Origin of the sequence: Bifidobacterium sp. WK012_4_13 (genome assembly GCF_041080835.1) — a bacterium.
Lineage (GTDB): Bacteria > Actinomycetota > Actinomycetes > Actinomycetales > Bifidobacteriaceae > Bombiscardovia > Bombiscardovia fermentum.
Genome location: NZ_CP129683.1, coordinates 1,007,463 through 1,025,947, shown reverse-complemented (window position 1 = coordinate 1,025,947; position 18,485 = coordinate 1,007,463). Strand labels below are relative to the sequence as shown.

Here is an 18,485-nt window from a genome sequence, read left to right as displayed (position 1 = left end):
GATATCCCCTACAATGCTCAGGCGTATTGTCTGCGATCGAGGACGAGTTCAGATGAAAAAGCCCCGCCGAAGCGGGGCTAAATAGGCGATGCCTAGTTAAATAATCCGGATGTATCGCATGTCACTGTGCCTGCTGTACCAGTTGCCTCCTTATGGCTTTTTTGCTGACCATTGACTAGTACAGTGCAAGAAACCTTCTGGCTATCAGTACCGGTGAGGTCCCCCATGACGGTGAGTATATAACCTTTTTGCGCGTCTGATCCTGTTATTGTTTTATTCCAGTTTTTATCAAAGTTGTTTTGGCTGGTGGATCCTGCCTCGCCCCAGGTTGCAGTGCCAGTCCCGGTTGCGGTTGCCTCTAATTCAACCTTTGCAGAGGCGGCAGCGTTGCTGTCGGATTTTGAACTTTGCGAAGTGGTCGATCCTGAGCCGATTGAGTCTAATGCTTTTGACGCACTCTGTTGTATGGAAAAAGTGATAATTAAAGCGACGATACTCAACGCCGATCCAGCTATTGCAAGACCGCGTCCCTTCTTCTTTCCCTTCGTTCCGGTTTTGATTATTGCAATAATGCCAAATATCAATGAGATGACAGCGAGGATTGCTGCAAAATTATTTACTATAGGTATCCAGGAAAGAATTAGACCAATGATTCCGAGTACAAGAGAGGTCACTGCCATACCACTTGTTCCTTTATTTACTGGTGATATGCCATTATTGAGAGGTGACTGAGGCCTCTGTGTAGGCTGTGGTATTTGATTTAGTGGTTGATTAGGATCTGACATTTCTCTTGTTCTTTCTTCTTTTCCCTAGGCTGCTTCGCCTGAAAATATGGTAACGCTAACTATGTAAAAAATGTGACGATAGATCAGGCGTATTGCCTGCGATCAAGAACGAGTTCCTTGTAATCGCGTAGTACTTGCATGGTTACGTTCATATCGTTAGCGATCAGTGCTGCATAACCCTCGTATTCTGGATCCACGCAGTCGAATCTCTTAGCGGGAACCAGGAGCTCAGCGGTAAGACGTCTTGTCCTCTTCTCTGCTTTGGCATGCAGTATTGGATCGCAGGAATTGTCGAAGTATGTCCAGTGGAATAGTTCGTGTACCAGTGTGCAGCGTTTTTGAGTGTAGTCGAGTGAGCGGTCGATGATAATCATTCTGAGGTTCTCGTCGTATATGCCATTGACTCCAGCGGGAAGCAGTTCGCTGCTTATGGTGACATTCAACCTGTCTGCGTAGCGTCGCATGTCACCATATGTCATAGAGCTGTCGATATGAAAATCACGCTCCTGCATCAGGGTAGTAGTCTCTTTCCGCTTCCTTGTCAGGATCATAATTCGCGGCTAAGCTCATGTCCCCTCTGCGAACCTTCTCCATTATCAGACGCTTCTTCTCATCCTCGGACAACTGATCGGGATTGACCTCGATAGGAGGCCATGGGCCTAGCTCATTTATAACTCTTGTATATGCGCGTGCTGTGATTTCCTGGATTTCCATGCCGATGTACTCGCAGATTTCTTGTGCTACATCAAGCCGTATCTGTGCCTTACCGTTCAGCCAGTTAGTCATTGTTGGACGTGGGCGGTCAAGCGCATCGGCGATGTCTGACATGTTATAGCCGCGAGAACTGATCGCACCCTTTAACTCGCTACTTACATATTTGACAAAAGTGGCGGCACGTTTAGCCAATTCCTGTTGTTCTGTAATCATATTATGACTATATCACTAATAAATGTTACGTCAAGTAATGAAATCAATAAGAATCAAGATTGACAAGTAATGAATTTATTACTATTGTTAATCCCATGATTACACAAAACATCAATACATGGGTCGGTCCCAAGGTTGATTCTGTTATAGCCGATGCTGGAATGACGAAGGCGTCTGTATCAGAAAAGACCGGGATCCCATATTCGACTCTCAATTCAAAAATCCACGGACGCTCACCATTCTCACTGGATGATTTGCTCCGAATTGCGGAAGCTACTCACCATTCGCCAATGGATCTTTTGCCTGTACAATTCCATGCATCTCAGGAGCTGACAGCAAGAAGGTTACTGAGCATCACGTTTCCTGCAAATATGTGAGTGGTGAGGTTGTTGGCAGAGAATTTGCTGCTGCCTATCGCAACTCCTGTCTTCGATCGTTCTATGGATTCCCGCTTGATAGATCACGTCAACCGGTCTTAATAGACGCAAATTGCGCCGTACTGATTGACATGCTCCTGATCTGGCTAGTTGTCTCAATAACAGTATGAGCGGCCGTGCGGAACTCCTAACTCGCACGGTAACTACTTCCACAAATAAATAAAGCCCCGCGGCTACGGGGCTACGACATAGAAAGGTAATCACATGTCTTCATTCATCCTACCAACATTTTCGGAGGTGCTCCATGTCAACATTGCTTGATCCTCCCCAGCCTCCCACGAGGAATGGTTCGCCTGAAACCTCATATGAGGCCGCCGATTCGGTGAATGTGAGCCGCATGCAGCAACTGGTGCTCGTGGCGATGCACCGCATGCTCGAATATCACCCCGAACCCGCCGAGGCATGGGCGATACAGCGCGAGGTCGAAGCCCACCTGCAGCATCCCATCTCCGGCAGCACCATACGCACGCGTCTCAACGAGCTCGTCGACAAGGGACTCGCAGTCGTTGCCGACCGTGACGGTCAAAGCAGCACGGGACACCGATGCGCCAGATACGCGCTCGCAGAATATGAGAAAGCAGCGTGAGTATGAAATCTATTGAAGAGCTGAAGAGCGTTGAGTATTGGACAGCTATGGATGCAAGCCGTGTTCTCAACATCGATTACAAATGTGTTCGCGATGCGTTCAACAACAACTCAGTAGTTGTTATATATCCGGGATCATCTCGAGCTAAAGCAAGTGCTGAAGAGTTGCGCAGTTGGGCCAGGAATGCTCCGCTCAAGCCTGGTGGTGAGTGGCGTGAATAAGTCTGCTTATCCGGTTGATTTCGAACGGTTCAGCCCTGACGTGTGCAGGCGGCTGATTCAGGAGTGGAGGTTAGAGCATGAGCGGGCTTAGACATCTCATCTGGCACATGCGCGGCTCGGTCATGAGCCGCCGCGAATGGCGCAGACACAAAAGATTAATTCGGACATTTGATAGGAATTTGGAGAAGTTGAAATGAAGGACATAGCGGAACAGATCGCCGACGGCGACATCAACTCGTACGAGATTGCAAACCGTCTCACGGTAGCAGAGGCGTTTATCAAGTTCCTGAAGCAGGACAGCCAGGTTTGCAGAAGTTTTCTAGCAAGCAGGATGGTCTCGAAGGACAAGCTCACCGGGATTATCGGCGAAGTCTCATACCGCGACGGACATGAGGACAAGCCGTATGTCAAGGACGAGAAGGAATTGGCCTCATGGCTCTACGACAACGGCGAGGAGGACAGCGTGGAGCAGGTGCTCGTGCCGAAGGAATACATGTTCAAGCCGGACGCGCTGGCTGCTCTCATCGAGTCGCATGGCGGCGAGGCGATTCCAGGCATCGACTTCAAGGGCGGCGCGAAGCCTTCCGTTGCCATCAAGGTCACGAAGGATTGGCAGGAGACGCTCAAGGACGAGAATGTGCTCGGACAGGCGAAGGAGCTGCTCGGCATCGAGAGCGGCGAAGAGAAGGAAAGCGAAGAAGAGGTGGAGGAATACTCATGGGACAGGATCTAGAAACAGTCGGAGGCAACAGCCTTCAGTCGCAGATAAAGTGGTCGCAGCTCGCCAAGAGCGCCGACATAGTGCCCGACTCGTACAGAGGCAAGCCGGCGAACATTCTGGTCGCGGTCGGCTTCGGTGCCTCGATGGGGCTGAGTCCGGCGGAAAGTCTCTACCGCATCTCGGTCATCAAGGGCAAACCCACCATGAGCGCCGAACTGGTCGCATCGCAGGTGCGCAAGGCAGGCCATAGGCTGAGAATCTACAAGGACGAGAAGGCCGTCAGCGTCAGGGCGACGATTGTAAGGGCAGACGATCCAGAGTTTGAATTTTCCGTGACGCGAGACCAGGCATGGGCACATCGCATGGGACTGGACAAGCCGGACAGGAAAGGCAATCCAAGCAACTACATCAAGATGCCTATCACGATGTTGACATGGAGAAGCATCACCGCGGTTGCTCGTGAAGCTTGCCCCGAAGCGCTGTATGGCGCAGGATACACGCCTGACGAGATTCAGGACATCTCCGACGAGGTTCATGCCGAAGTGCAGCCGGAAGAGAAGCCGGAAACCGTGAAGGAGCGGCCGGAATCCAAGCCGGTAGAGCCGTCGCCGTCCAGGGAGGATTGCCGAAGAATCTCCAAGCTTCTTGCGGATGGCGGCGTGGACAGCAAGGAGAAGGCAGCCATCGCACTGAAGTCTCTGACCGGCCGTGACATCCATAGCACGGAGCAGCTGACTGTCGTCGAGGCGGAACAATTGCTGTTCTCGCCCGACATCGTTGCAGGTCGTGTGAAGGATGCGCTCTGGAATGCCGCGCATCCAGACATCGAGCCACCTCATGAGATGCAGGATACTGGCAAGGATGGTAGCAATGCGTAGGGCTTTCATCTGGCTTCTCTCCTACATTCTGCTCTTCGCCATCTCTGGTGCTGCCGCTTTCCTGAGCTTCGTCTGGCTTGTTGCCGGCGCACTGCGCGGAATCGGTCTCATGCCATGGCTGGCAATCCTCCCCATATCGCTTGGAATCACTTTCTGGGCGGCTTGGAGGCTGAGGCTATGAGTCGCACCGAGTTTCTCAACGGCAGCGTCCGCACATGTGAAGTCTGTGGCCGTCCCGACATCGGACCGCTCCGCTGCCCTCATGCAATAGACCCGCGCTATCCCTGCCCCGAGGCGAAGCCGGTAAGAGTCAAGGGCAACAATCCGTATACGAATCATTCACACTCTCAAAGGAACAGATAATGGCAAAAATACAATTTTATGGTCAGCTGCAAGCGGGCAGGAATGGCAGTCCAGCGGTGGACGTTCGGCAAACCAATCAAGGCAAATCCTACGCTCGCATCGATCTGCGTGAGATTGGGAAGAAAAAGGATGGTTCGAACTGGTTCGGAACATTCTGGCATACGACCATCTGGGACGAGACCTTGGTGAATCTTTCTGCCAATTTCCAACCCGGTGATGTGCTGCAAGTAACCGGTGATCTGAGTGTGAAGTGGGATAAGGATCGTCAGAAGGAATATCGTGACGTGAATCTGAACTCTGGTGCGCGTATTGAGAAGAAGTCTCACGTCGACCTCGTACAGAAGCAGACCGCACCATCGCACAATGACGGTTTCTTGGGAATATCCGACCCGTGGTCGAACGGCAATTCCCCTGCAAGCGACTTCGGGGGTGGTGAAGATGAGCCAGCCTTCTGAACTTTTCGCCATCTGCTCATATCGCGCCCACGGCAGCATCATTACTCCAATCATCGGTTTCGAGGACGAGGCAAAGGCTGAACTCAACAAGGCTGAATACAACAAGAAAGCCGACTCTAACCAGAAGTACATAATCCAGCGGATAAGGGTCTACGAATGAATCATCTTTATTTCGATGAGACGCCTCCCGAGCATGATTCCTGCCCGTACTGCGGTGGTGTGTTGAACGCGTGGCATGAGTGCATGAACCATTGCGGCGGCTGGATGGCCGACGTCTACGAGAAACCGGAGCTGATATGAGCAAGGCCAAGCAAAAAGGAACTGCTGCTGAGACAGCAGTGGTGAACTATCTACGGCAAGCACTCGATGATACCGAGCATACGATCCATCGGGAAACATTGCACGGTACACGCGATATTGGCGACATATCCGGTTTGAAAATTCATGGCGAATTCGTGGTTATCGAAGTGAAGAACCGTAAACAGTATGCGCTCAAGGAATGGTTGGCAGAGGCACGCGTAGAAGCGGGCAATGCCGACGCTCCCTACTATGTGGTCGCGTTCAAACCGGTTCGAGTCACTAACCCTGCCGACTATTTCGTGCTCACCGACCTACATACCCTGGCACGCATCGCCGGTCACGGCATCATCGAGGAGGAATCATGACACAGGAATACACGCCGACAGATAGTGAGATTCGCGCTCAATATGCCAACGACCCCGATAGCGAAGGCGTGGTCGATGAACGCCGAGGTGCTGTATTTGACCGCTGGCTTGTTGCTCATGATGCTCAGATACGAGCAGACGCATGGGACGAAGGCAGACAGTCAACAGGTGCAGTCTTGAATAATCATTCCAACCCATATCGTAAGGAGCAGAAGTAATGAAGATTATCTATCCTATCAGTTTTGACGATATTCAAGTTGGGGACTGGATTGACTGGGACACTCCAGAGGTGCACCACCATGAGCAGGTTACTGAGGTCACACATCTTCATGCTAACGAAATGGAAATTGAGACTTCAGGATTTTTCTATAAAGGTGACTTTGCAAAATTCCGCAAAGCTGTGGTCAGTCGTGTGGTTGATGACTCATACAAGCCGAAGCCAAAACGTCAGTGGGTTGAGTTTGATGTGGCCAACACTTGGCAAGAAAGTGTTGACGGGAATTATTCTGGTTGGGTTAGTGTAATCAATGGCAACAAGTGTCTGCGATATAAGGATGCATGTGAATGGCATTCCGACACTGATGGTGATGATTTATGGTCATTGACCTCGCATTATGTTTTTAACACCCATTATTACGATTCACCTAACGATGTGCCGACGAATATTCCGACTGAGCCGGGGTTCTACAAGGACAAGGACGGCGATTTGTGGGGGACCACTCAAGGTGGAGAATTCTTCTTACTTACTTTTGTAAACCCAATCAGGCCGAATTTCTATCCGATACTTCCTAATGTGTTTGCTCCTTACACTCGTGTGAAGTTCGTGGACTGCGAGGAATCATGACCATCGCAACAGACGAGGCGGAGGATAAATACCCGTACCTTACTGATACTGATTTTTATAGAATTCCACAACCGGGCGCACTCAGTGCAACGGAATCGAGAGAAGCGTATGTTGCTGGTCGTACTGCCGAGCCTACCGAAGCGGAGATAGAAGCGGCTGCCAGTGTTATTGCAGTTGAAGTTGGCGAGCTTGGTTTGAGTGAAGAACTCGCTAAAGATGCCTTGGAAGCTGCTCGCAGGGCGGTGTCGGAATGAATAGGGCTTGTTTTTTACCCAAGAATTCACGCTGGGGTGGCCATGTGGCCAGGTGCCCTGATTGTGGCCAGTGGTGGCGTGAGCGGTGGCATGGATCATCGTGTTTTGACTGCTGTTACAGCAGTTGGCATCATATCGGCTGGCTCCGGCTTCATGCGCAGTACAGGGCGCAATACAAGCATTGGAAAGGAGGAGGTGAGGATGCGGATTCGAACGATTAAGCCGCAGCTGTTTACGGACGCCGATCTGTCCTCGATGGGACTGTTTACTCGATATCTTTTCGTTGGCCTGTTCTGTTATTGCGATGACAATGGTGTGGGTTTGGATGATGAGGCGCTGATCTGTACACAGTTGTTCCCTCATGATTTCTATGAGCATCCGAATGAGGTGCGTCAGCAGGTTCACAATGCGCTTCTGCAACTCTCCGGAAAATTACCGGAAGACTCCGGAAAATTACGGAAGGTGTTCCTGGAGCGTTATTGGGATGGAAAACATCATGTTTTTTACCTAGTCAACTGGGATAAACACCAGAAGATCAGCCACCCTGCGAAGAGTGAGTTTCTTCGGCCTGAAGAAGTGCAGGAAAACGTTGAAATTCCAAGGGATGGGGGATTGTTTCCGAATGACTCCGGAAAATTACCGGAAGACTCCGGAAAATTACCGTCTGGAATAAGGAATAAGGAAGGGAATAAGGAAGGTATTACTTCTTCGTCGGAAATCGCTGACGCGAAATCCGATGAGGAGAATCCAGATGCTGTCGCTCTGTGCGATCATCTACGCCAGCGCATCATCGATAACGGTTCGAAGCCGCCGAAAGTAACCAAGCGGTGGCTGACCGAGGCTCGGCTTCTCATCGAGACGGATCGTCGTCCATTGCAGCAGGCTCATGCGCTCATCGACTGGTGCCAACAAGATTCGTTCTGGAGCCCCAACATCCAAAGCATGCCCAAGTTCCGCGAGAAGTACGACACGTTGCGGTTGAAGGCGGAGCAGCGAGGTGGACAGAATCCGGCGGAGAAGAAGTTTGACCGCAATCTGGACGTGGTCAAACAGATATACCGGCGCGACCACCCGGACTCTCGGCAGTTGCAGCTGGGAGGTGCGCGATGATGAATCCGACCCAGACCGGAATGCTGTTGCAGAAGGCATCTGACTTCGATGGGCGCAACCTGACGCAGACGATGGTCGACTCGTGGTGCGAGGCACTGAGAGACTATGTGACCGTGGAGGATGCGAAACAGGCTGTTGTGGAGTTTTACGGCGACCCGAAATGGGCGGAATCCAACCGCCGCCCCTGGATCATGCCGGCCGACATCAATGCTCGGGTAAAGCGCATCCGTGAAACCAGGAGCGTCGACGAAAGTCAGATGCAGCAACTTCTTGAACCTTTCAACCTCAATGCGGATGAATCATGGCTTGCTCGACGCAAACTATTGGCCAACCTTCGTGAAGGACTATCCGAAGAAAAGGCGGTGCAAAAGGCAGTGAAACAATCACGCGGATACCAGATCGAGCAAGCCCCATCCAAACCACGCAAGCCGAAGCAATACCATTTCGCAGGACGACTCACCAATCTGCCATTAAACAACGTGATAGGAGCAAAGCAATGACTCGTGAATCGCAGCAGCGTCGTGCAATCCAGATGCTCAAGGATGGGGCGACCGATGAGCAGATACGACGCGAGTTCGGTTACAACCAGTTTCTTATCGACTCGCTGAGGAAGATCGCGGGAGAGAAGGGACCGGAATGGTAGCGACAATCGTAGGGTGCGCGCTCTGTGGCGCTGAGACCGCCGGAACGCTCGTGTGCGGCAAGTGCGTGGTGGAGCTGTCGCACATGCTGCACCATCTGGCCGTGCGGCTGCCTGACCTTCGTCAGATCGCAGCGAAGAAGGCAAGCGTGATGGTACGCGAGAGCAGCCGTGGCTCACGCACCGTCGCGCCAGTCCCGGTCAACGTCGGCGCATGGCAGTTGCAGCAGAGCATCATAGAATACGCCGTACGGCTCGGAAAGGCTTTGGGACTGCACATTGTCAGGGTGAACGCTGAAAGCCTGCTAGAGGTTGCCGCAAGACGTTCTCAGAGGCTCATGAGCAGAAATGACGCGGTGCGGATCTACAAACTCGCCGAGACAGCCGTGCACCGACTCGACCGGCAGCTCGAGCCACCCGCCGAACGAGTCCTGATCGGCCAGTGCGACCGGTGCGGCGCAGACATCTGGTCAAGCGAGGAAGATTTGGCCGCAGGATGGCAGCCATGCACATGCGGCGCAACCGTCAACATCAGGCAGATACAGGAGCAGCGCATGTTCAGACTCGCACTCAGCGACGCACAAGGCACCGCAGCGGCATTGAGCCGGACGTTCAAGGACTGCGGGCTGGAAGTCAAGCGTAAGACAATCAACGAGTGGCATAGACGCGGTCTACTGAAACCGGTGGGGATGCAGAACGAAAGGCCGGTGTATCGACTGTGGGACATATGGCTAGTGCTAAATCGCTGACTGTGGCCAAAATTTGACAAACTCAAGTGTGGCCATCATTATTGATATGGTTGATGAATTTGTATGCAGGGGCTCGGTTAACGCCGGGCCTTTCGCATATCCGGATGTAATATTGCTCTATGGCTAATAGAATTTGCTGGCACTGCCAACACGACGCACACATGACACAAATTCGCGAGGCTAAAAAAGCGGACGACAACCGGATCTACGCATTCTGCGAGTGTGATTCATGTGGTTACCCTAACGTAATCCTCGCAGACCGAGTGAACAATCAGACAGGTTCTCTCACCAGCAATGAAGAAGCGTTCACCAGATACTCCAAGTACTCTAAAAATGAGTCTTGGCTTCCGGAGAAATCGAAATGGAAGGAGTACGAAGACGTGCCAAACAACATTGCTTCTGCTGCTTCCGAGGCGTATGCATGTTTCTCCATCAATGCCAACCGTGCTGCTGTCCTTCTTGCCAGGACAACAGTCCAAGCAATAGCCAAAGACAAGGGCATTCATACCAACAATCTCTATGGCGACATCGAGAAGATGGCTGATGACAACATCATTACGAGCCAGCTCAAAGACGAGGCGCATGAGATTCGATTCTTGGGCAATGACATGGCTCACGGCGATCTCGGAACCCCCGTGGATGAGAACGACGCATCCGACATCCTCGGATTCCTGGACACTCTACTTGATTATGTGTATCAGCAGCCCATCGCTATTCAGAAGCGACGCGAGCTTAGAGAACAGCGCCGGAAAACACAACCGCAGAACTATTAACACATTTCGATTTACATATACTCACCTCATCACGCAAAGCGCGGCGGGGCTTATTCTTGCCGTCACATAGCGGGCGGCAAACATTCCCAGATGATGCAATGGCAGCATGGGTGACTCTGAATCATCAAATCGAGGTTCGAATCCTTGTCTGGGAACTGGGCAACACGACTGTGATGTGCTGCCAACGTAGACACGTTCCGGTGCGCTGGGACGCATGTCGCCGCGAAGCATTGACACAGCAGTGCGGAACGGTATAGGCAGGCAAGCTGAAATGCGATACTCCCTGAGAGTATCCAAGCCTCTGCCTGCACAATACTTGCCTGGTGGCCTTTACAACCTTTCACCATCAGGCAACATACTTAGTTCGTCTGCTGGATTGGTGGATATGACATGGTTTCTTGTGGAGCAGACCGATCTTGCTGGCGCTGATATTTCAGGAGCTCAACCTTCTGCGACTCAAGCGAGAGCATGTTGCGATGATATTCCTCAAGCTCATCGGTCTGATCCCGTAGAACCGATTTATCAATGCCGCGTCTTATCACGGCACTTAAGAAGAAATACAGGAATACCCACCAAAGTACGAACAACAGTATCCCGATAATCGTCGCTATTAAATATGTTCCCAGTATCTGATCCCACATGATGCAGCCTTCCAATCTCTCAAGGAACAAGGATACATCCGCAATAACACTTGCTCTGCCATGCCACATCCCAGCACGCCACACAGTGGCAGACATGAGCAGAGCATCATTACTTTTACAACCGATTATAAAAGAGGCCCCTCATGTTCATCGTCATGCACTCCGATTCAGAACCAACTATCCTCCACGACGCGAAAGGATACCGGGTCAACAAGGAGACCGGCCTCCTAACAGTATGGGGTCGGCACTTCCAGACCATCGCAGCCTATCCCAAGGGCACGTGGGAATACGTCAGCGAAAAAGCCCCCGAGCAGTGACCCCTGCCAAGCGCAACCCCCGTACCGCCAACGGCGCGAGACGCAGAGCAATACGGGCAAGAGTCATGGCAGCATACGATGTGTGCGCCATATGCGGCAAACCAGTAGATAAAACGTTGCGAACTCCAAATCCATGGAGCGCAGAAGTGGACGAGATCATACCAGTATCACGAGGTGGATCGCCAACGGACTGGCACAACGTGCAGCTGACGCACAGATGCTGCAATCAGATGAAGAGCAACAAGAGTCAGCAATGGGCACAGAACGCGATCAAAGGCAATGGCATAAGGCCAACCTCGATCCCGTTCCGAACGAGCGAATGGTGACCCAGGGGAGGCCCACCTGCCCCCACGCGGCTGGCCCCCCACAGTGCATAGAGCCAAAATCTCCCCACATTTTTCCACACGGCCCTAGGGAGGCTTTCATGAGTTAGGAGTTCCACGGTGGCAGATTCCGAAGCCGCTGAAGGCTCCTATGTTGAACTTCTGAAGCGCATGAAGCATCGTCTGGAGCTTGCCGTGTTCGACGAGAAGACTTCCCCGCGTGACCTGGCTGCTCTGACGAAGCGTCTTTCTGACGTGGCGAAGGAAATCAACCAGCTTGAGGATGCGGAGAAGGAGCCTCTGGACGATTTGGACGGGAGTGCCGATGGCGAGTTCGACGCGGAGAATATCTGAGCTTGCCAAGCATCTGATCCTTCCCAAGGGCATCGTCTCCACTGGTTGGCCTGCCGTGCGAAAGCTTGCCGCCTCCTGCGGCATCGAATACGATGACTGGCAGAACGGGCTCGGTGCATGTCTTCTGGGCAAGCGTTCGAACGGCCTGTATGCGGCTGGCATCGGGGGCGTGATCATCTCCATCTGCCGTCAGGTGGGCAAAACGTTCACCATCGGCACGATGATCTTCATGCTTTCGATTCTTTTCCCCGGATTGAAGACACTGTGGACCGCCCATCGCACTCGCACATCGGATGAGACGTTCAAGAGCATGCAGGGATTGGCTCGCCGCAAGACGATAGCCAAATATGTTCGCGTGGTCCGGCAGGCTAACGGCCAGCAGGAGATCGAGTTCATGAACGGCTCGCGCATCCTGTTCGGCGCTCGCGAATCGGGTTTTGGACGTGGTTTTGACGATGTGGACATCGAGGTCTTCGACGAAGGCCAGATCCTTACCGAGAAGGCGTTGGATGACATGATCCCTGCGACGAACACGGCTGCGAATTCACTGATAATCATGATGGGGACGCCACCGAAGCCGAGCGATCCGAGCGAGGTGTTCCAGTCGCGTCGCCAGGAGGCTCTCAAGGGTGCCGACGACATGCTCTATGTGGAGTTTGGCGCTGATAGGGATGCTGATTCCGAGGATCGCAGCCAGTGGCGCAAGGCCAATCCTTCCTATCCTTCCCGCACGAGCGAATCGTCCATGCTTCGCATGAAGAAGCAGCTTGGTGATGATTCGTTCCGTCGCGAGGGACTCGGCATCTGGGATGAGAACGTCTCTTCGTCGGCCATCGACGCCGAAGCCTGGGCGCATGGAGCGGTGAAGGATCGTGCGAATGGCGGGATTCCCTCGTTCGCGCTGGACATGTCGCCCGACCGTTCGTCCCTAGCTATTGGAGCATGCGTCAAGTATTCGGATGGGTCGGCACACATCGAACTTGCCGAATTCAAGGATCCCGCTCATGCGGGCACGGCCTGGGCTGCCGAATGGGTGGCAAGCCGATGGATGAAAGCCGCGGCAGTGGTCATCGACGGGCAGTCTCCGGCGATGGTGCTGCTTCCCGAACTCAAATCGCGTCATGTGCGCGTCACGATTGCGAGCGCGTCGGACATGGGACAGGCGTGCGGTCGATTCCAGGACATGCTCGCCCAAGGCAGTCTCCACCATTTCTCTGACGACGAGCAGAAACCCCTGGCACTTGCGGTGCAGGGTGCAACGATTCGAAACATCGGCAACAGCGGCGCGTTCGGCTGGAACAAGAAAGGCAGTGACGTGGACATTTCCCCACTGGTGGCATGCACGCTTGCCCTGCATGGAGCGTTCACGAGCAGACGGCATCCGGGAAGAAAGCAGCAGGTGATGGTCTGATGGCAGCGAATATGACAACGTCCACCGGTAAGTCGTTCCTTGCCATCGAATCCGTGTCATTGAATTCCATCAGTGGCGTGGATTCCGAGGACCTGCCGGTCATTCAGGCCTTGCTGAAGGTCTGGGCGGACAAGTATCCGCACAATCTGATTCGTTCTCAGTATGTAGACGCGCACTATCGGTTCAAGGATTTTGGCATTTCCATACCCGACAGAATTAAGAGCAATGTTGACGCGATGATTGGATGGCCTGCCAAGGCCGTGCGCTCGCTGGCTGACCTGAGTGTATTCGAGGGTTTCTCGTTTGGCGATGGTTCGGACGGTCATGGCGTTGGCGATCTGTGTGACGACAATGCGCTTGATGCGGTCATTCCTGAAGCCATTTCGAGTGCATACACGCATTCCTGTGCGTTCCTGACCGTTTCCGCCGACGAGGACGATCCAAGCCGCATGGTCATCATCCCGCGTTCTGCGGACTGGTCGGCGGCTATCTGGGATCGCAGGCATAATCGGATTTCCTCTGCGCTGACGATCACGAGTGACGACGAGTATGGGTCGATCACGGGATTCAACGTGTGGCTGCCTGACTGCCTCTACACATGCGTCAGGAATGGTTCTGGATGGTCTGCGGTGAAGTCGCAGTCGAACTTCGGCAGGCCTACCATCGTGCCTTTGTGCTATGACGCTCAGCTGAATCGCCCGTTCGGGCGCTCGCGCGTGAGCCGACCACTCATGTCACTCACCGATATCGGATTCCGGACGATCGTGCGCATGGAGGCGTCCGCAGAATTCTATGCGGTTCCCAAGCTCTGGTTCCTTGGTGCTTCCAAGGATGCGTTCAGCAAGGACACCTGGTCTTCGCTGATCAGCGCCATCAATTCGATAAGCAAGGACGAGGATGGCGACAAGCCGGATCTGCAGCAGATCCAGCAGGCCTCCATGCAGCCACACAGCGACATGCTGAAGACGATAGCGCTCATGGTTTCCTCGGAGACGAACATTCCCGTGAGTGATCTGGGCATCATCACGCAGAATCCGACATCCGCCGAAGCCATGTCGGTCGCCGAGCGAAAGCTCACGCGCGAGGCTGACCGGCAGAACATCAGGTTCGGCCGCTCCGTCAAGGATGCCGTCACCATGGCAGTGTGCCTTCGCGAAGGACTGCAACAGGTGCCGGACGACCTGAAGGCAATACGTCCCATCTGGTCGCCGACGCGAGAGATATCGGACGCCGCCCGTGCGGACGCGTTCAGCAAAATAGCTGGCGTCTCTCCTGAGTTCGCACAGTCCGAGGTTGGATGGCGCTACGCAGGTTTTGACCAGAAGGACATCGATTCCATTCTTTCCACGGTTCGCAGGAATCAGGCGTCCTCGACCTTGGACAAGCTGCTGGGGGCGGCACATGACGACGAGAGCGGACGTGAATCGACTCAACCAGGCGCAGCTCCAGGCGGTCAGACTGGCGCAGCGGGAGATGCAGACGCTATTCCAGTCTCTGCAGGGAATGAGTCCGGAGTGGCAGCGCGACCTGCTGCTTGACGCTATTCCAGCATTGGTGAGCAAGTATGGGAATGTTGCGGCAGCGGCGGCAGCCGAATGGTACGAGCAGGTTCGCTCGCAGCAGGTCGATGGCAGCTTCGATCCGATTTCCAGCGACCCTTACAGTGCGGACGCGGTGGGTAAAACCGTTCGCTGGCAGGCAGGAAAGCTTTTCGACGGCAATGCCAGCGACATGGCGCAGTTTATGGATGGTGCGCTGAACCGTTGGATCCAGTATTCCGGACGCGAGACCATCGCACAGAACGTCAGACTTGATTCGGCGAAGCCGCGATATGCGCGCGTGCCAAGCGGAATGCGGACGTGCGCGTTCTGCTCGATGCTCGCATCGCGAGGATTCGTCTACCATTCCGAGAAGTCCGCAGGCGAGTTCAGTGAATGGCATAACGACTGCCACTGCCAGATAGTGCCCGAATGGGATCGGGAAACCGCCCACATCGAGGGCTATGACCCCGAAGGCATGTATTCACAGTATCTTCAGGCCCGAGAAGGTCTGGGCGAGCATCCCCAGCAGGAACAGATCCTTTCGAACATGCGCATCCTGTTCCCGCACAGTTTCACTGACGGTGACACCGTTCATACTGCATGATCCTTATCAATTTTTTGGCCGCTCCGCACGGGGCGGTTTTTTAATGCCGCACGGCGTTCAACAGAATGGAGAGCAAATGGCAGATGACGCATCTGTGGAAGACAAGACCGGAGTTGAGACTCCCAAGCCTGCACCGCCGCACGGCGACGAAGGCAAGGCAGAGCCAGACTGGAAGGCCGAATCTCGCAAATGGGAGCAGCGTGCCAAGGAGAACAAGGCTGCGGCCGACGAGCTTGAATCGTTGAAGCAGTCCCGCATGAGCGAGCAGGAGAAGCTGCAGGCCCGTTCCGAGAAGCTGGAACGCGAACTCGGCTCCTACAAGGCGAAGGAACGGCAGTCCCAATGGAAGGCGCAGGTCTCAAAGGACACCGGCGTTCCGACCGACGTGCTGCGAGGCTCAACGCTCGAGGAGATCCAGGCGCACGCCGAATCCCTCAAGACATTCCTCTCCAAGAAACCTCAGGCTCCCATAGCCTTCGGAGTCGATAGGCAACCCCAAAACCCTGCGGCCGGTCAAGGCGACTGGCTGCGTGAATCTTTCAAAAGAAAGTGAGATACCCTCATGGCATCTGAAGTAAACGACATCATTTCCAGCGGCGACCTAGGCGGGGGACTCATCCCAACCGAGTACGCCACGCAGATCATCCAGGACGCACCCAAGTCTTCCGTGCTGCTCACACGCGCACGCCAGATCCCCATGTCCACGCGCACAAGAACCCAGCCGGTGCTGGATTCCAAGCCCATGGCCTACTGGGTCGGCGGTGACACCGGTCTCAAGCAGACCACCAAGCAGGCTTGGAGCGGGCTGACCATCACCGCCGAGGAACTGGCGGCAATCGTCCCCATCCCAGAGGCGGTTATCGACGATTCGGCGATTCCGCTCTGGCCTGAGGTCATGCCGCGTCTGGCTGCTGCCATCGGCTACAAGGTCGACCAGGCGGGACTGTTCGGCGTGGACAAGCCAGCGAGCTTCCCGACCGCCATCATCCCCGGAGCCATCGCAGCAGGCAACGTGGTCACCGAATCCACCGCGAAGGATCTCGCGAAGAATGTCGCTGAGATGGGACAGCAGCTCGCCGAGGAAGGCTATGCGGCCAACGGCTTCGCATCCTCCCCAGGTTTCAACTGGCGTCTTGTCGGACTCCGCAACGCGAACGGATCGCCCATCTACGCGCCATCCCTCGCCGAAGGCAATCCAGCGACTCTCTACGGCTACGGCCTGAACGAGGTCACCAACGGAGCATGGGATTCATCCGTCGCCTCCCTGCTTGCCGCCGACTGGACGAACTTCGTGGTTGGCATCCGCCAGGACATCACCTACAAGCTGCTCGACCAGGCGGTCATCACAGATGACGACGGCAAGGTGATCCTCAATCTCGCGCAGCAGGATTCGGTCGCCATGCGCGTCACCTTCCGTGTCGGCTTCCAGATCGCCAACCCGATAAACGACGTGCAGCCCGACAAGACGAAGCGCTATCCCGCTTCCGTCCTCGCACCCGCTACCCAAGGCTGATTGAGAGGCGGCGAGCATGGCTGACATTCCAACACAACCGTTTGCCGCCACAGCCGACCTTGAGGCACGCTGGCATGCTCTGACCGATGCCGAGAAAACACAGGCCGAGACGCTGATAGCCGATGCCAGCCAGATCATCGTGGACACCTGCCCGTACTATGCTGACGCTTCCACGTTGACATTGACGGGCGTTGTGTGTGCGATGGTCAAGCGTGCCATGATCGGTGCCGACAATGTTGGTGTGAGTTCCACCCAGCAGACGGCGGGTCCGTTCAACGAGTCGTACAACTATGCGAACCCGCTCGGCGACCTGTATCTGACCAAGGCCGAGAAGCAACGGTTGGGTAGGGGTGTGCAGCATGCGTTCTCGATTGACATGTCCGATGGGAGCGTGGCCGCATGAGGGGTGAGACGGTCACGCTGGTGGAGCGAGTCAAGTCCGGTGTTGACCCGGGTGGTGATGCTGTCTGGGCGACAACGGAAACACCGGTGAGTAACGTCTTGGTTGCCGATGGTGACCAGGATAATCTCACTGGATCGATTCGCCCTGACGGGATCACAGTTGCCAAGACCCTGTATTTCCCCCGCGCATGGGCTTACCACTCGATTCGTGGTGCATCCATCAGGATCGACACGGTGGATTACAAGGTGATCGGTGATCCTAGACCGTACGATGGCGGCATGAAACCCACACAGTGGAATCTCAAGGTTCAAGTTGAGGATACGAGGGGATAGCCTATGACGAATGTGGTTAAGCTGAATTTTGCAGCATTCACGGCATTTCGACAGGATGGCAAAACTCAGGCTGCAATAGTCAGTGAAGCTGAGAAGCTTGCGGGCCGTGCGAACGCAATGCATGTGACGGCAGGTGCCGAATATGATGCCACGCCCGCTCGTGCGAGCACGAAGGGTTCTACGTCTCTTGTATCTACCGGCAATACGAAGGCTCGCGTTGATCAGGCTGCGCATAACACGCTGCTCAAGGCTTTGGGTGGTGGCTGATGGCGGTGAACATCGAGAAACTGGTCATTGACCATCTCAACAATGACGGGACGCTGGGGGATTATCCAGCGTCCTTCTCTATACCCGACGAACGGCCTCAACAGTTCATCACCGTGGAACGAGTGGGCGGTAGTGATGGACTCCTGTTTGCCACGCCACTGCTGTCCGTTCAAGTTTGGGACTCGTCACGTTGGAACGCATCGGACGCGGCCACACGCTTGGTTAAGCCTTCGCTGCTCAATCTTGTTGAGCATGACGAAATTGGAGCGGTTGATTTGCTGTCCATCATCAATAATCCCGATCCCGAATCAAAACAATCGAGATATCAGTTAAGCATTCAGGTTTCCGTAAGAGCCTGATTCAATTTTTTA

The 18,485-nt window shown here is 54.2% G+C and carries 33 protein-coding genes and 1 tRNA gene; 30 read left to right on the top strand and 4 right to left on the bottom strand.

What is annotated here, in order from left to right; all coding sequences use genetic code 11:
- Window positions 1–92: 92 nt before the first annotated feature.
- The 3 genes from QN062_RS04180 to QN062_RS04170 all read right to left on the bottom strand — a co-directional run bounded on the left by QN062_RS04180 (window position 93) and on the right by QN062_RS04170 (window position 1,712).
- Window positions 93–680 (bottom strand): hypothetical protein, encoded by a 588-nt coding sequence (locus tag QN062_RS04180; RefSeq protein ID WP_369342339.1) that lies wholly within the window; start codon window positions 678–680, stop codon window positions 93–95.
- A gap of 188 nt (window positions 681–868) precedes the next feature.
- Entirely contained in the window at window positions 869–1,297 is a 429-nt protein-coding gene (locus tag QN062_RS04175) for an ImmA/IrrE family metallo-endopeptidase (RefSeq protein ID WP_369342338.1), read from the bottom strand.
- Complete coding sequence (locus QN062_RS04170; protein WP_369342337.1) at window positions 1,284–1,712, bottom strand: helix-turn-helix domain-containing protein; 429 nt, start codon at window positions 1,710–1,712, stop codon at window positions 1,284–1,286. The genes QN062_RS04175 and QN062_RS04170 overlap by 14 nt, the downstream gene beginning before the upstream one ends.
- Window positions 1,713–1,771: 59 nt before the next feature.
- Between QN062_RS04170 and QN062_RS04165 the strand changes: the two genes are divergently transcribed.
- The 18 genes from QN062_RS04165 to QN062_RS04080 all read left to right on the top strand — a co-directional run bounded on the left by QN062_RS04165 (window position 1,772) and on the right by QN062_RS04080 (window position 10,563).
- On the top strand, window positions 1,772–2,089 hold the full coding sequence (locus tag QN062_RS04165; protein ID WP_369342336.1) for a helix-turn-helix domain-containing protein: 318 nt from the start codon (window positions 1,772–1,774) through the stop codon (window positions 2,087–2,089).
- Between the two features lie 304 nt (window positions 2,090–2,393).
- On the top strand, window positions 2,394–2,735 hold the full coding sequence (locus QN062_RS04160) for a hypothetical protein (protein ID WP_369342335.1): 342 nt from the start codon (window positions 2,394–2,396) through the stop codon (window positions 2,733–2,735).
- A gap of 2 nt (window positions 2,736–2,737) precedes the next feature.
- Window positions 2,738–2,956, top strand: a complete 219-nt coding sequence (locus QN062_RS04155) for a hypothetical protein (RefSeq protein WP_369342334.1) — start codon at window positions 2,738–2,740, stop codon at window positions 2,954–2,956.
- Window positions 2,957–3,149: 193 nt separating this feature from the next.
- Window positions 3,150–3,689 (top strand): hypothetical protein, encoded by a 540-nt coding sequence (locus tag QN062_RS04150; protein ID WP_369342333.1) that lies wholly within the window; start codon window positions 3,150–3,152, stop codon window positions 3,687–3,689.
- Window positions 3,674–4,555: a hypothetical protein gene (locus QN062_RS04145; protein ID WP_369342332.1), complete on the top strand. Its 882-nt coding sequence runs from the start codon at window positions 3,674–3,676 to the stop codon at window positions 4,553–4,555. Before QN062_RS04150 ends, QN062_RS04145 begins: the two co-directional genes overlap by 16 nt.
- Window positions 4,548–4,736 carry a hypothetical protein gene (locus tag QN062_RS04140; protein WP_369342331.1) on the top strand — a complete coding sequence of 63 codons (189 nt, stop codon included), beginning with the start codon at window positions 4,548–4,550 and terminating at the stop codon, window positions 4,734–4,736. Before QN062_RS04145 ends, QN062_RS04140 begins: the two co-directional genes overlap by 8 nt.
- Before the next feature lie 181 nt (window positions 4,737–4,917).
- The gene (locus QN062_RS04135) at window positions 4,918–5,373 is read left to right on the top strand and encodes a single-stranded DNA-binding protein (protein ID WP_369342330.1); all 456 of its coding nucleotides are present in this window, start codon (window positions 4,918–4,920) and stop codon (window positions 5,371–5,373) included.
- Window positions 5,357–5,533 (top strand): hypothetical protein, encoded by a 177-nt coding sequence (locus tag QN062_RS04130; protein ID WP_369342329.1) that lies wholly within the window; start codon window positions 5,357–5,359, stop codon window positions 5,531–5,533. The genes QN062_RS04135 and QN062_RS04130 overlap by 17 nt, the downstream gene beginning before the upstream one ends.
- Before the next feature lie 136 nt (window positions 5,534–5,669).
- On the top strand, window positions 5,670–6,038 hold the full coding sequence (locus QN062_RS04125) for a hypothetical protein (protein ID WP_369342328.1): 369 nt from the start codon (window positions 5,670–5,672) through the stop codon (window positions 6,036–6,038).
- Window positions 6,035–6,256, top strand: coding sequence for a hypothetical protein (locus QN062_RS04120; RefSeq protein WP_369342327.1), 222 nt, complete (start codon window positions 6,035–6,037; stop codon window positions 6,254–6,256). The genes QN062_RS04125 and QN062_RS04120 overlap by 4 nt, the downstream gene beginning before the upstream one ends.
- Window positions 6,256–6,882, top strand: a complete 627-nt coding sequence (locus QN062_RS04115; protein ID WP_369342326.1) for a hypothetical protein — start codon at window positions 6,256–6,258, stop codon at window positions 6,880–6,882. Before QN062_RS04120 ends, QN062_RS04115 begins: the two co-directional genes overlap by 1 nt.
- The gene (locus tag QN062_RS04110) at window positions 6,879–7,136 is read left to right on the top strand and encodes a hypothetical protein (RefSeq protein ID WP_369342325.1); all 258 of its coding nucleotides are present in this window, start codon (window positions 6,879–6,881) and stop codon (window positions 7,134–7,136) included. The genes QN062_RS04115 and QN062_RS04110 overlap by 4 nt, the downstream gene beginning before the upstream one ends.
- 36 nt (window positions 7,137–7,172) lie before the next feature.
- On the top strand, window positions 7,173–8,246 hold the full coding sequence (locus QN062_RS04105) for a hypothetical protein (RefSeq protein ID WP_369342324.1): 1,074 nt from the start codon (window positions 7,173–7,175) through the stop codon (window positions 8,244–8,246).
- Between the two features lie 20 nt (window positions 8,247–8,266).
- The gene (locus QN062_RS04100) at window positions 8,267–8,746 is read left to right on the top strand and encodes a hypothetical protein (RefSeq protein WP_369342323.1); all 480 of its coding nucleotides are present in this window, start codon (window positions 8,267–8,269) and stop codon (window positions 8,744–8,746) included.
- Window positions 8,743–8,889, top strand: coding sequence for a hypothetical protein (locus QN062_RS04095; RefSeq protein WP_369342322.1), 147 nt, complete (start codon window positions 8,743–8,745; stop codon window positions 8,887–8,889). Before QN062_RS04100 ends, QN062_RS04095 begins: the two co-directional genes overlap by 4 nt.
- On the top strand, window positions 8,883–9,635 hold the full coding sequence (locus QN062_RS04090) for a hypothetical protein (protein WP_369342321.1): 753 nt from the start codon (window positions 8,883–8,885) through the stop codon (window positions 9,633–9,635). Before QN062_RS04095 ends, QN062_RS04090 begins: the two co-directional genes overlap by 7 nt.
- Before the next feature lie 161 nt (window positions 9,636–9,796).
- Window positions 9,797–10,408 (top strand): DUF4145 domain-containing protein, encoded by a 612-nt coding sequence (locus QN062_RS04085; protein WP_369342320.1) that lies wholly within the window; start codon window positions 9,797–9,799, stop codon window positions 10,406–10,408.
- Between the two features lie 84 nt (window positions 10,409–10,492).
- Window positions 10,493–10,563 (top strand) — tRNA-Gln (locus QN062_RS04080).
- A 204-nt stretch (window positions 10,564–10,767) separates the two neighbouring features.
- Here the strand turns inward: QN062_RS04080 and QN062_RS04075 are convergent.
- Window positions 10,768–11,049, bottom strand: coding sequence for a hypothetical protein (locus QN062_RS04075; protein WP_369342319.1), 282 nt, complete (start codon window positions 11,047–11,049; stop codon window positions 10,768–10,770).
- 143 nt (window positions 11,050–11,192) lie between these two features.
- Between QN062_RS04075 and QN062_RS04070 the strand changes: the two genes are divergently transcribed.
- The 12 genes from QN062_RS04070 to QN062_RS04015 all read left to right on the top strand — a co-directional run bounded on the left by QN062_RS04070 (window position 11,193) and on the right by QN062_RS04015 (window position 18,473).
- Window positions 11,193–11,366 (top strand): hypothetical protein, encoded by a 174-nt coding sequence (locus tag QN062_RS04070; protein ID WP_369342613.1) that lies wholly within the window; start codon window positions 11,193–11,195, stop codon window positions 11,364–11,366.
- Window positions 11,285–11,692: an HNH endonuclease gene (locus QN062_RS04065; RefSeq protein ID WP_369342318.1), complete on the top strand. Its 408-nt coding sequence runs from the start codon at window positions 11,285–11,287 to the stop codon at window positions 11,690–11,692. Before QN062_RS04070 ends, QN062_RS04065 begins: the two co-directional genes overlap by 82 nt.
- Window positions 11,693–11,809: 117 nt before the next feature.
- Entirely contained in the window at window positions 11,810–12,043 is a 234-nt protein-coding gene (locus QN062_RS04060; RefSeq protein ID WP_369342317.1) for a hypothetical protein, read from the top strand.
- On the top strand, window positions 12,015–13,454 hold the full coding sequence (locus QN062_RS04055) for a terminase (RefSeq protein WP_369342316.1): 1,440 nt from the start codon (window positions 12,015–12,017) through the stop codon (window positions 13,452–13,454). Before QN062_RS04060 ends, QN062_RS04055 begins: the two co-directional genes overlap by 29 nt.
- An 11-nt stretch (window positions 13,455–13,465) precedes the next feature.
- Window positions 13,466–14,992: a phage portal protein gene (locus QN062_RS04050; protein ID WP_369342315.1), complete on the top strand. Its 1,527-nt coding sequence runs from the start codon at window positions 13,466–13,468 to the stop codon at window positions 14,990–14,992.
- Window positions 14,928–15,599: a hypothetical protein gene (locus QN062_RS04045; RefSeq protein ID WP_369342314.1), complete on the top strand. Its 672-nt coding sequence runs from the start codon at window positions 14,928–14,930 to the stop codon at window positions 15,597–15,599. The genes QN062_RS04050 and QN062_RS04045 overlap by 65 nt, the downstream gene beginning before the upstream one ends.
- Before the next feature lie 76 nt (window positions 15,600–15,675).
- Window positions 15,676–16,152 carry a helicase gene (locus QN062_RS04040; RefSeq protein WP_369342313.1) on the top strand — a complete coding sequence of 159 codons (477 nt, stop codon included), beginning with the start codon at window positions 15,676–15,678 and terminating at the stop codon, window positions 16,150–16,152.
- A gap of 9 nt (window positions 16,153–16,161) precedes the next feature.
- Window positions 16,162–17,112, top strand: a complete 951-nt coding sequence (locus QN062_RS04035) for a phage major capsid protein (protein ID WP_369342312.1) — start codon at window positions 16,162–16,164, stop codon at window positions 17,110–17,112.
- A 16-nt stretch (window positions 17,113–17,128) separates the two neighbouring features.
- The gene (locus QN062_RS04030; RefSeq protein ID WP_369342311.1) at window positions 17,129–17,515 is read left to right on the top strand and encodes a hypothetical protein; all 387 of its coding nucleotides are present in this window, start codon (window positions 17,129–17,131) and stop codon (window positions 17,513–17,515) included.
- Entirely contained in the window at window positions 17,512–17,847 is a 336-nt protein-coding gene (locus QN062_RS04025) for a hypothetical protein (protein ID WP_369342310.1), read from the top strand. Before QN062_RS04030 ends, QN062_RS04025 begins: the two co-directional genes overlap by 4 nt.
- 3 nt (window positions 17,848–17,850) lie before the next feature.
- Complete coding sequence (locus QN062_RS04020; RefSeq protein WP_369342309.1) at window positions 17,851–18,114, top strand: hypothetical protein; 264 nt, start codon at window positions 17,851–17,853, stop codon at window positions 18,112–18,114.
- Window positions 18,114–18,473 (top strand): hypothetical protein, encoded by a 360-nt coding sequence (locus QN062_RS04015; RefSeq protein WP_369342308.1) that lies wholly within the window; start codon window positions 18,114–18,116, stop codon window positions 18,471–18,473. The genes QN062_RS04020 and QN062_RS04015 overlap by 1 nt, the downstream gene beginning before the upstream one ends.
- The last annotated feature ends 12 nt before the right edge of the window (window positions 18,474–18,485 follow it).

Bases quoted from the DNA above. Each gene is read 5' to 3' on its own strand.
- QN062_RS04180 (WP_369342339.1), bottom strand. From the start codon at position 680: ATGGCAGTGACCTCTCTTGTACTCGGAATCATTGGTCTAATTCTTTCC.
- QN062_RS04175 (WP_369342338.1), bottom strand. From the start codon at position 1,297: ATGCAGGAGCGTGATTTTCATATCGACAGCTCTATGACATATGGTGAC.
- QN062_RS04170 (WP_369342337.1), bottom strand. From the start codon at position 1,712: ATGATTACAGAACAACAGGAATTGGCTAAACGTGCCGCCACTTTTGTC.
- QN062_RS04160 (WP_369342335.1), top strand. From the start codon at position 2,394: ATGTCAACATTGCTTGATCCTCCCCAGCCTCCCACGAGGAATGGTTCG.
- QN062_RS04155 (WP_369342334.1), top strand. From the start codon at position 2,738: ATGAAATCTATTGAAGAGCTGAAGAGCGTTGAGTATTGGACAGCTATG.
- QN062_RS04150 (WP_369342333.1), top strand. From the start codon at position 3,150: ATGAAGGACATAGCGGAACAGATCGCCGACGGCGACATCAACTCGTAC.
- QN062_RS04145 (WP_369342332.1), top strand. From the start codon at position 3,674: ATGGGACAGGATCTAGAAACAGTCGGAGGCAACAGCCTTCAGTCGCAG.
- QN062_RS04140 (WP_369342331.1), top strand. From the start codon at position 4,548: ATGCGTAGGGCTTTCATCTGGCTTCTCTCCTACATTCTGCTCTTCGCC.
- QN062_RS04135 (WP_369342330.1), top strand. From the start codon at position 4,918: ATGGCAAAAATACAATTTTATGGTCAGCTGCAAGCGGGCAGGAATGGC.
- QN062_RS04130 (WP_369342329.1), top strand. From the start codon at position 5,357: ATGAGCCAGCCTTCTGAACTTTTCGCCATCTGCTCATATCGCGCCCAC.
- QN062_RS04125 (WP_369342328.1), top strand. From the start codon at position 5,670: ATGAGCAAGGCCAAGCAAAAAGGAACTGCTGCTGAGACAGCAGTGGTG.
- QN062_RS04120 (WP_369342327.1), top strand. From the start codon at position 6,035: ATGACACAGGAATACACGCCGACAGATAGTGAGATTCGCGCTCAATAT.
- QN062_RS04115 (WP_369342326.1), top strand. From the start codon at position 6,256: ATGAAGATTATCTATCCTATCAGTTTTGACGATATTCAAGTTGGGGAC.
- QN062_RS04110 (WP_369342325.1), top strand. From the start codon at position 6,879: ATGACCATCGCAACAGACGAGGCGGAGGATAAATACCCGTACCTTACT.
- QN062_RS04100 (WP_369342323.1), top strand. From the start codon at position 8,267: ATGCTGTTGCAGAAGGCATCTGACTTCGATGGGCGCAACCTGACGCAG.
- QN062_RS04095 (WP_369342322.1), top strand. From the start codon at position 8,743: ATGACTCGTGAATCGCAGCAGCGTCGTGCAATCCAGATGCTCAAGGAT.
- QN062_RS04090 (WP_369342321.1), top strand. From the start codon at position 8,883: ATGGTAGCGACAATCGTAGGGTGCGCGCTCTGTGGCGCTGAGACCGCC.
- QN062_RS04085 (WP_369342320.1), top strand. From the start codon at position 9,797: ATGACACAAATTCGCGAGGCTAAAAAAGCGGACGACAACCGGATCTAC.
- QN062_RS04075 (WP_369342319.1), bottom strand. From the start codon at position 11,049: ATGTGGGATCAGATACTGGGAACATATTTAATAGCGACGATTATCGGG.
- QN062_RS04070 (WP_369342613.1), top strand. From the start codon at position 11,193: ATGTTCATCGTCATGCACTCCGATTCAGAACCAACTATCCTCCACGAC.
- QN062_RS04065 (WP_369342318.1), top strand. From the start codon at position 11,285: ATGGGGTCGGCACTTCCAGACCATCGCAGCCTATCCCAAGGGCACGTG.
- QN062_RS04055 (WP_369342316.1), top strand. From the start codon at position 12,015: ATGGCGAGTTCGACGCGGAGAATATCTGAGCTTGCCAAGCATCTGATC.
- QN062_RS04050 (WP_369342315.1), top strand. From the start codon at position 13,466: ATGACAACGTCCACCGGTAAGTCGTTCCTTGCCATCGAATCCGTGTCA.
- QN062_RS04045 (WP_369342314.1), top strand. From the start codon at position 14,928: ATGCAGACGCTATTCCAGTCTCTGCAGGGAATGAGTCCGGAGTGGCAG.
- QN062_RS04040 (WP_369342313.1), top strand. From the start codon at position 15,676: ATGGCAGATGACGCATCTGTGGAAGACAAGACCGGAGTTGAGACTCCC.
- QN062_RS04035 (WP_369342312.1), top strand. From the start codon at position 16,162: ATGGCATCTGAAGTAAACGACATCATTTCCAGCGGCGACCTAGGCGGG.
- QN062_RS04030 (WP_369342311.1), top strand. From the start codon at position 17,129: ATGGCTGACATTCCAACACAACCGTTTGCCGCCACAGCCGACCTTGAG.
- QN062_RS04025 (WP_369342310.1), top strand. From the start codon at position 17,512: ATGAGGGGTGAGACGGTCACGCTGGTGGAGCGAGTCAAGTCCGGTGTT.
- QN062_RS04020 (WP_369342309.1), top strand. From the start codon at position 17,851: ATGACGAATGTGGTTAAGCTGAATTTTGCAGCATTCACGGCATTTCGA.
- QN062_RS04015 (WP_369342308.1), top strand. From the start codon at position 18,114: ATGGCGGTGAACATCGAGAAACTGGTCATTGACCATCTCAACAATGAC.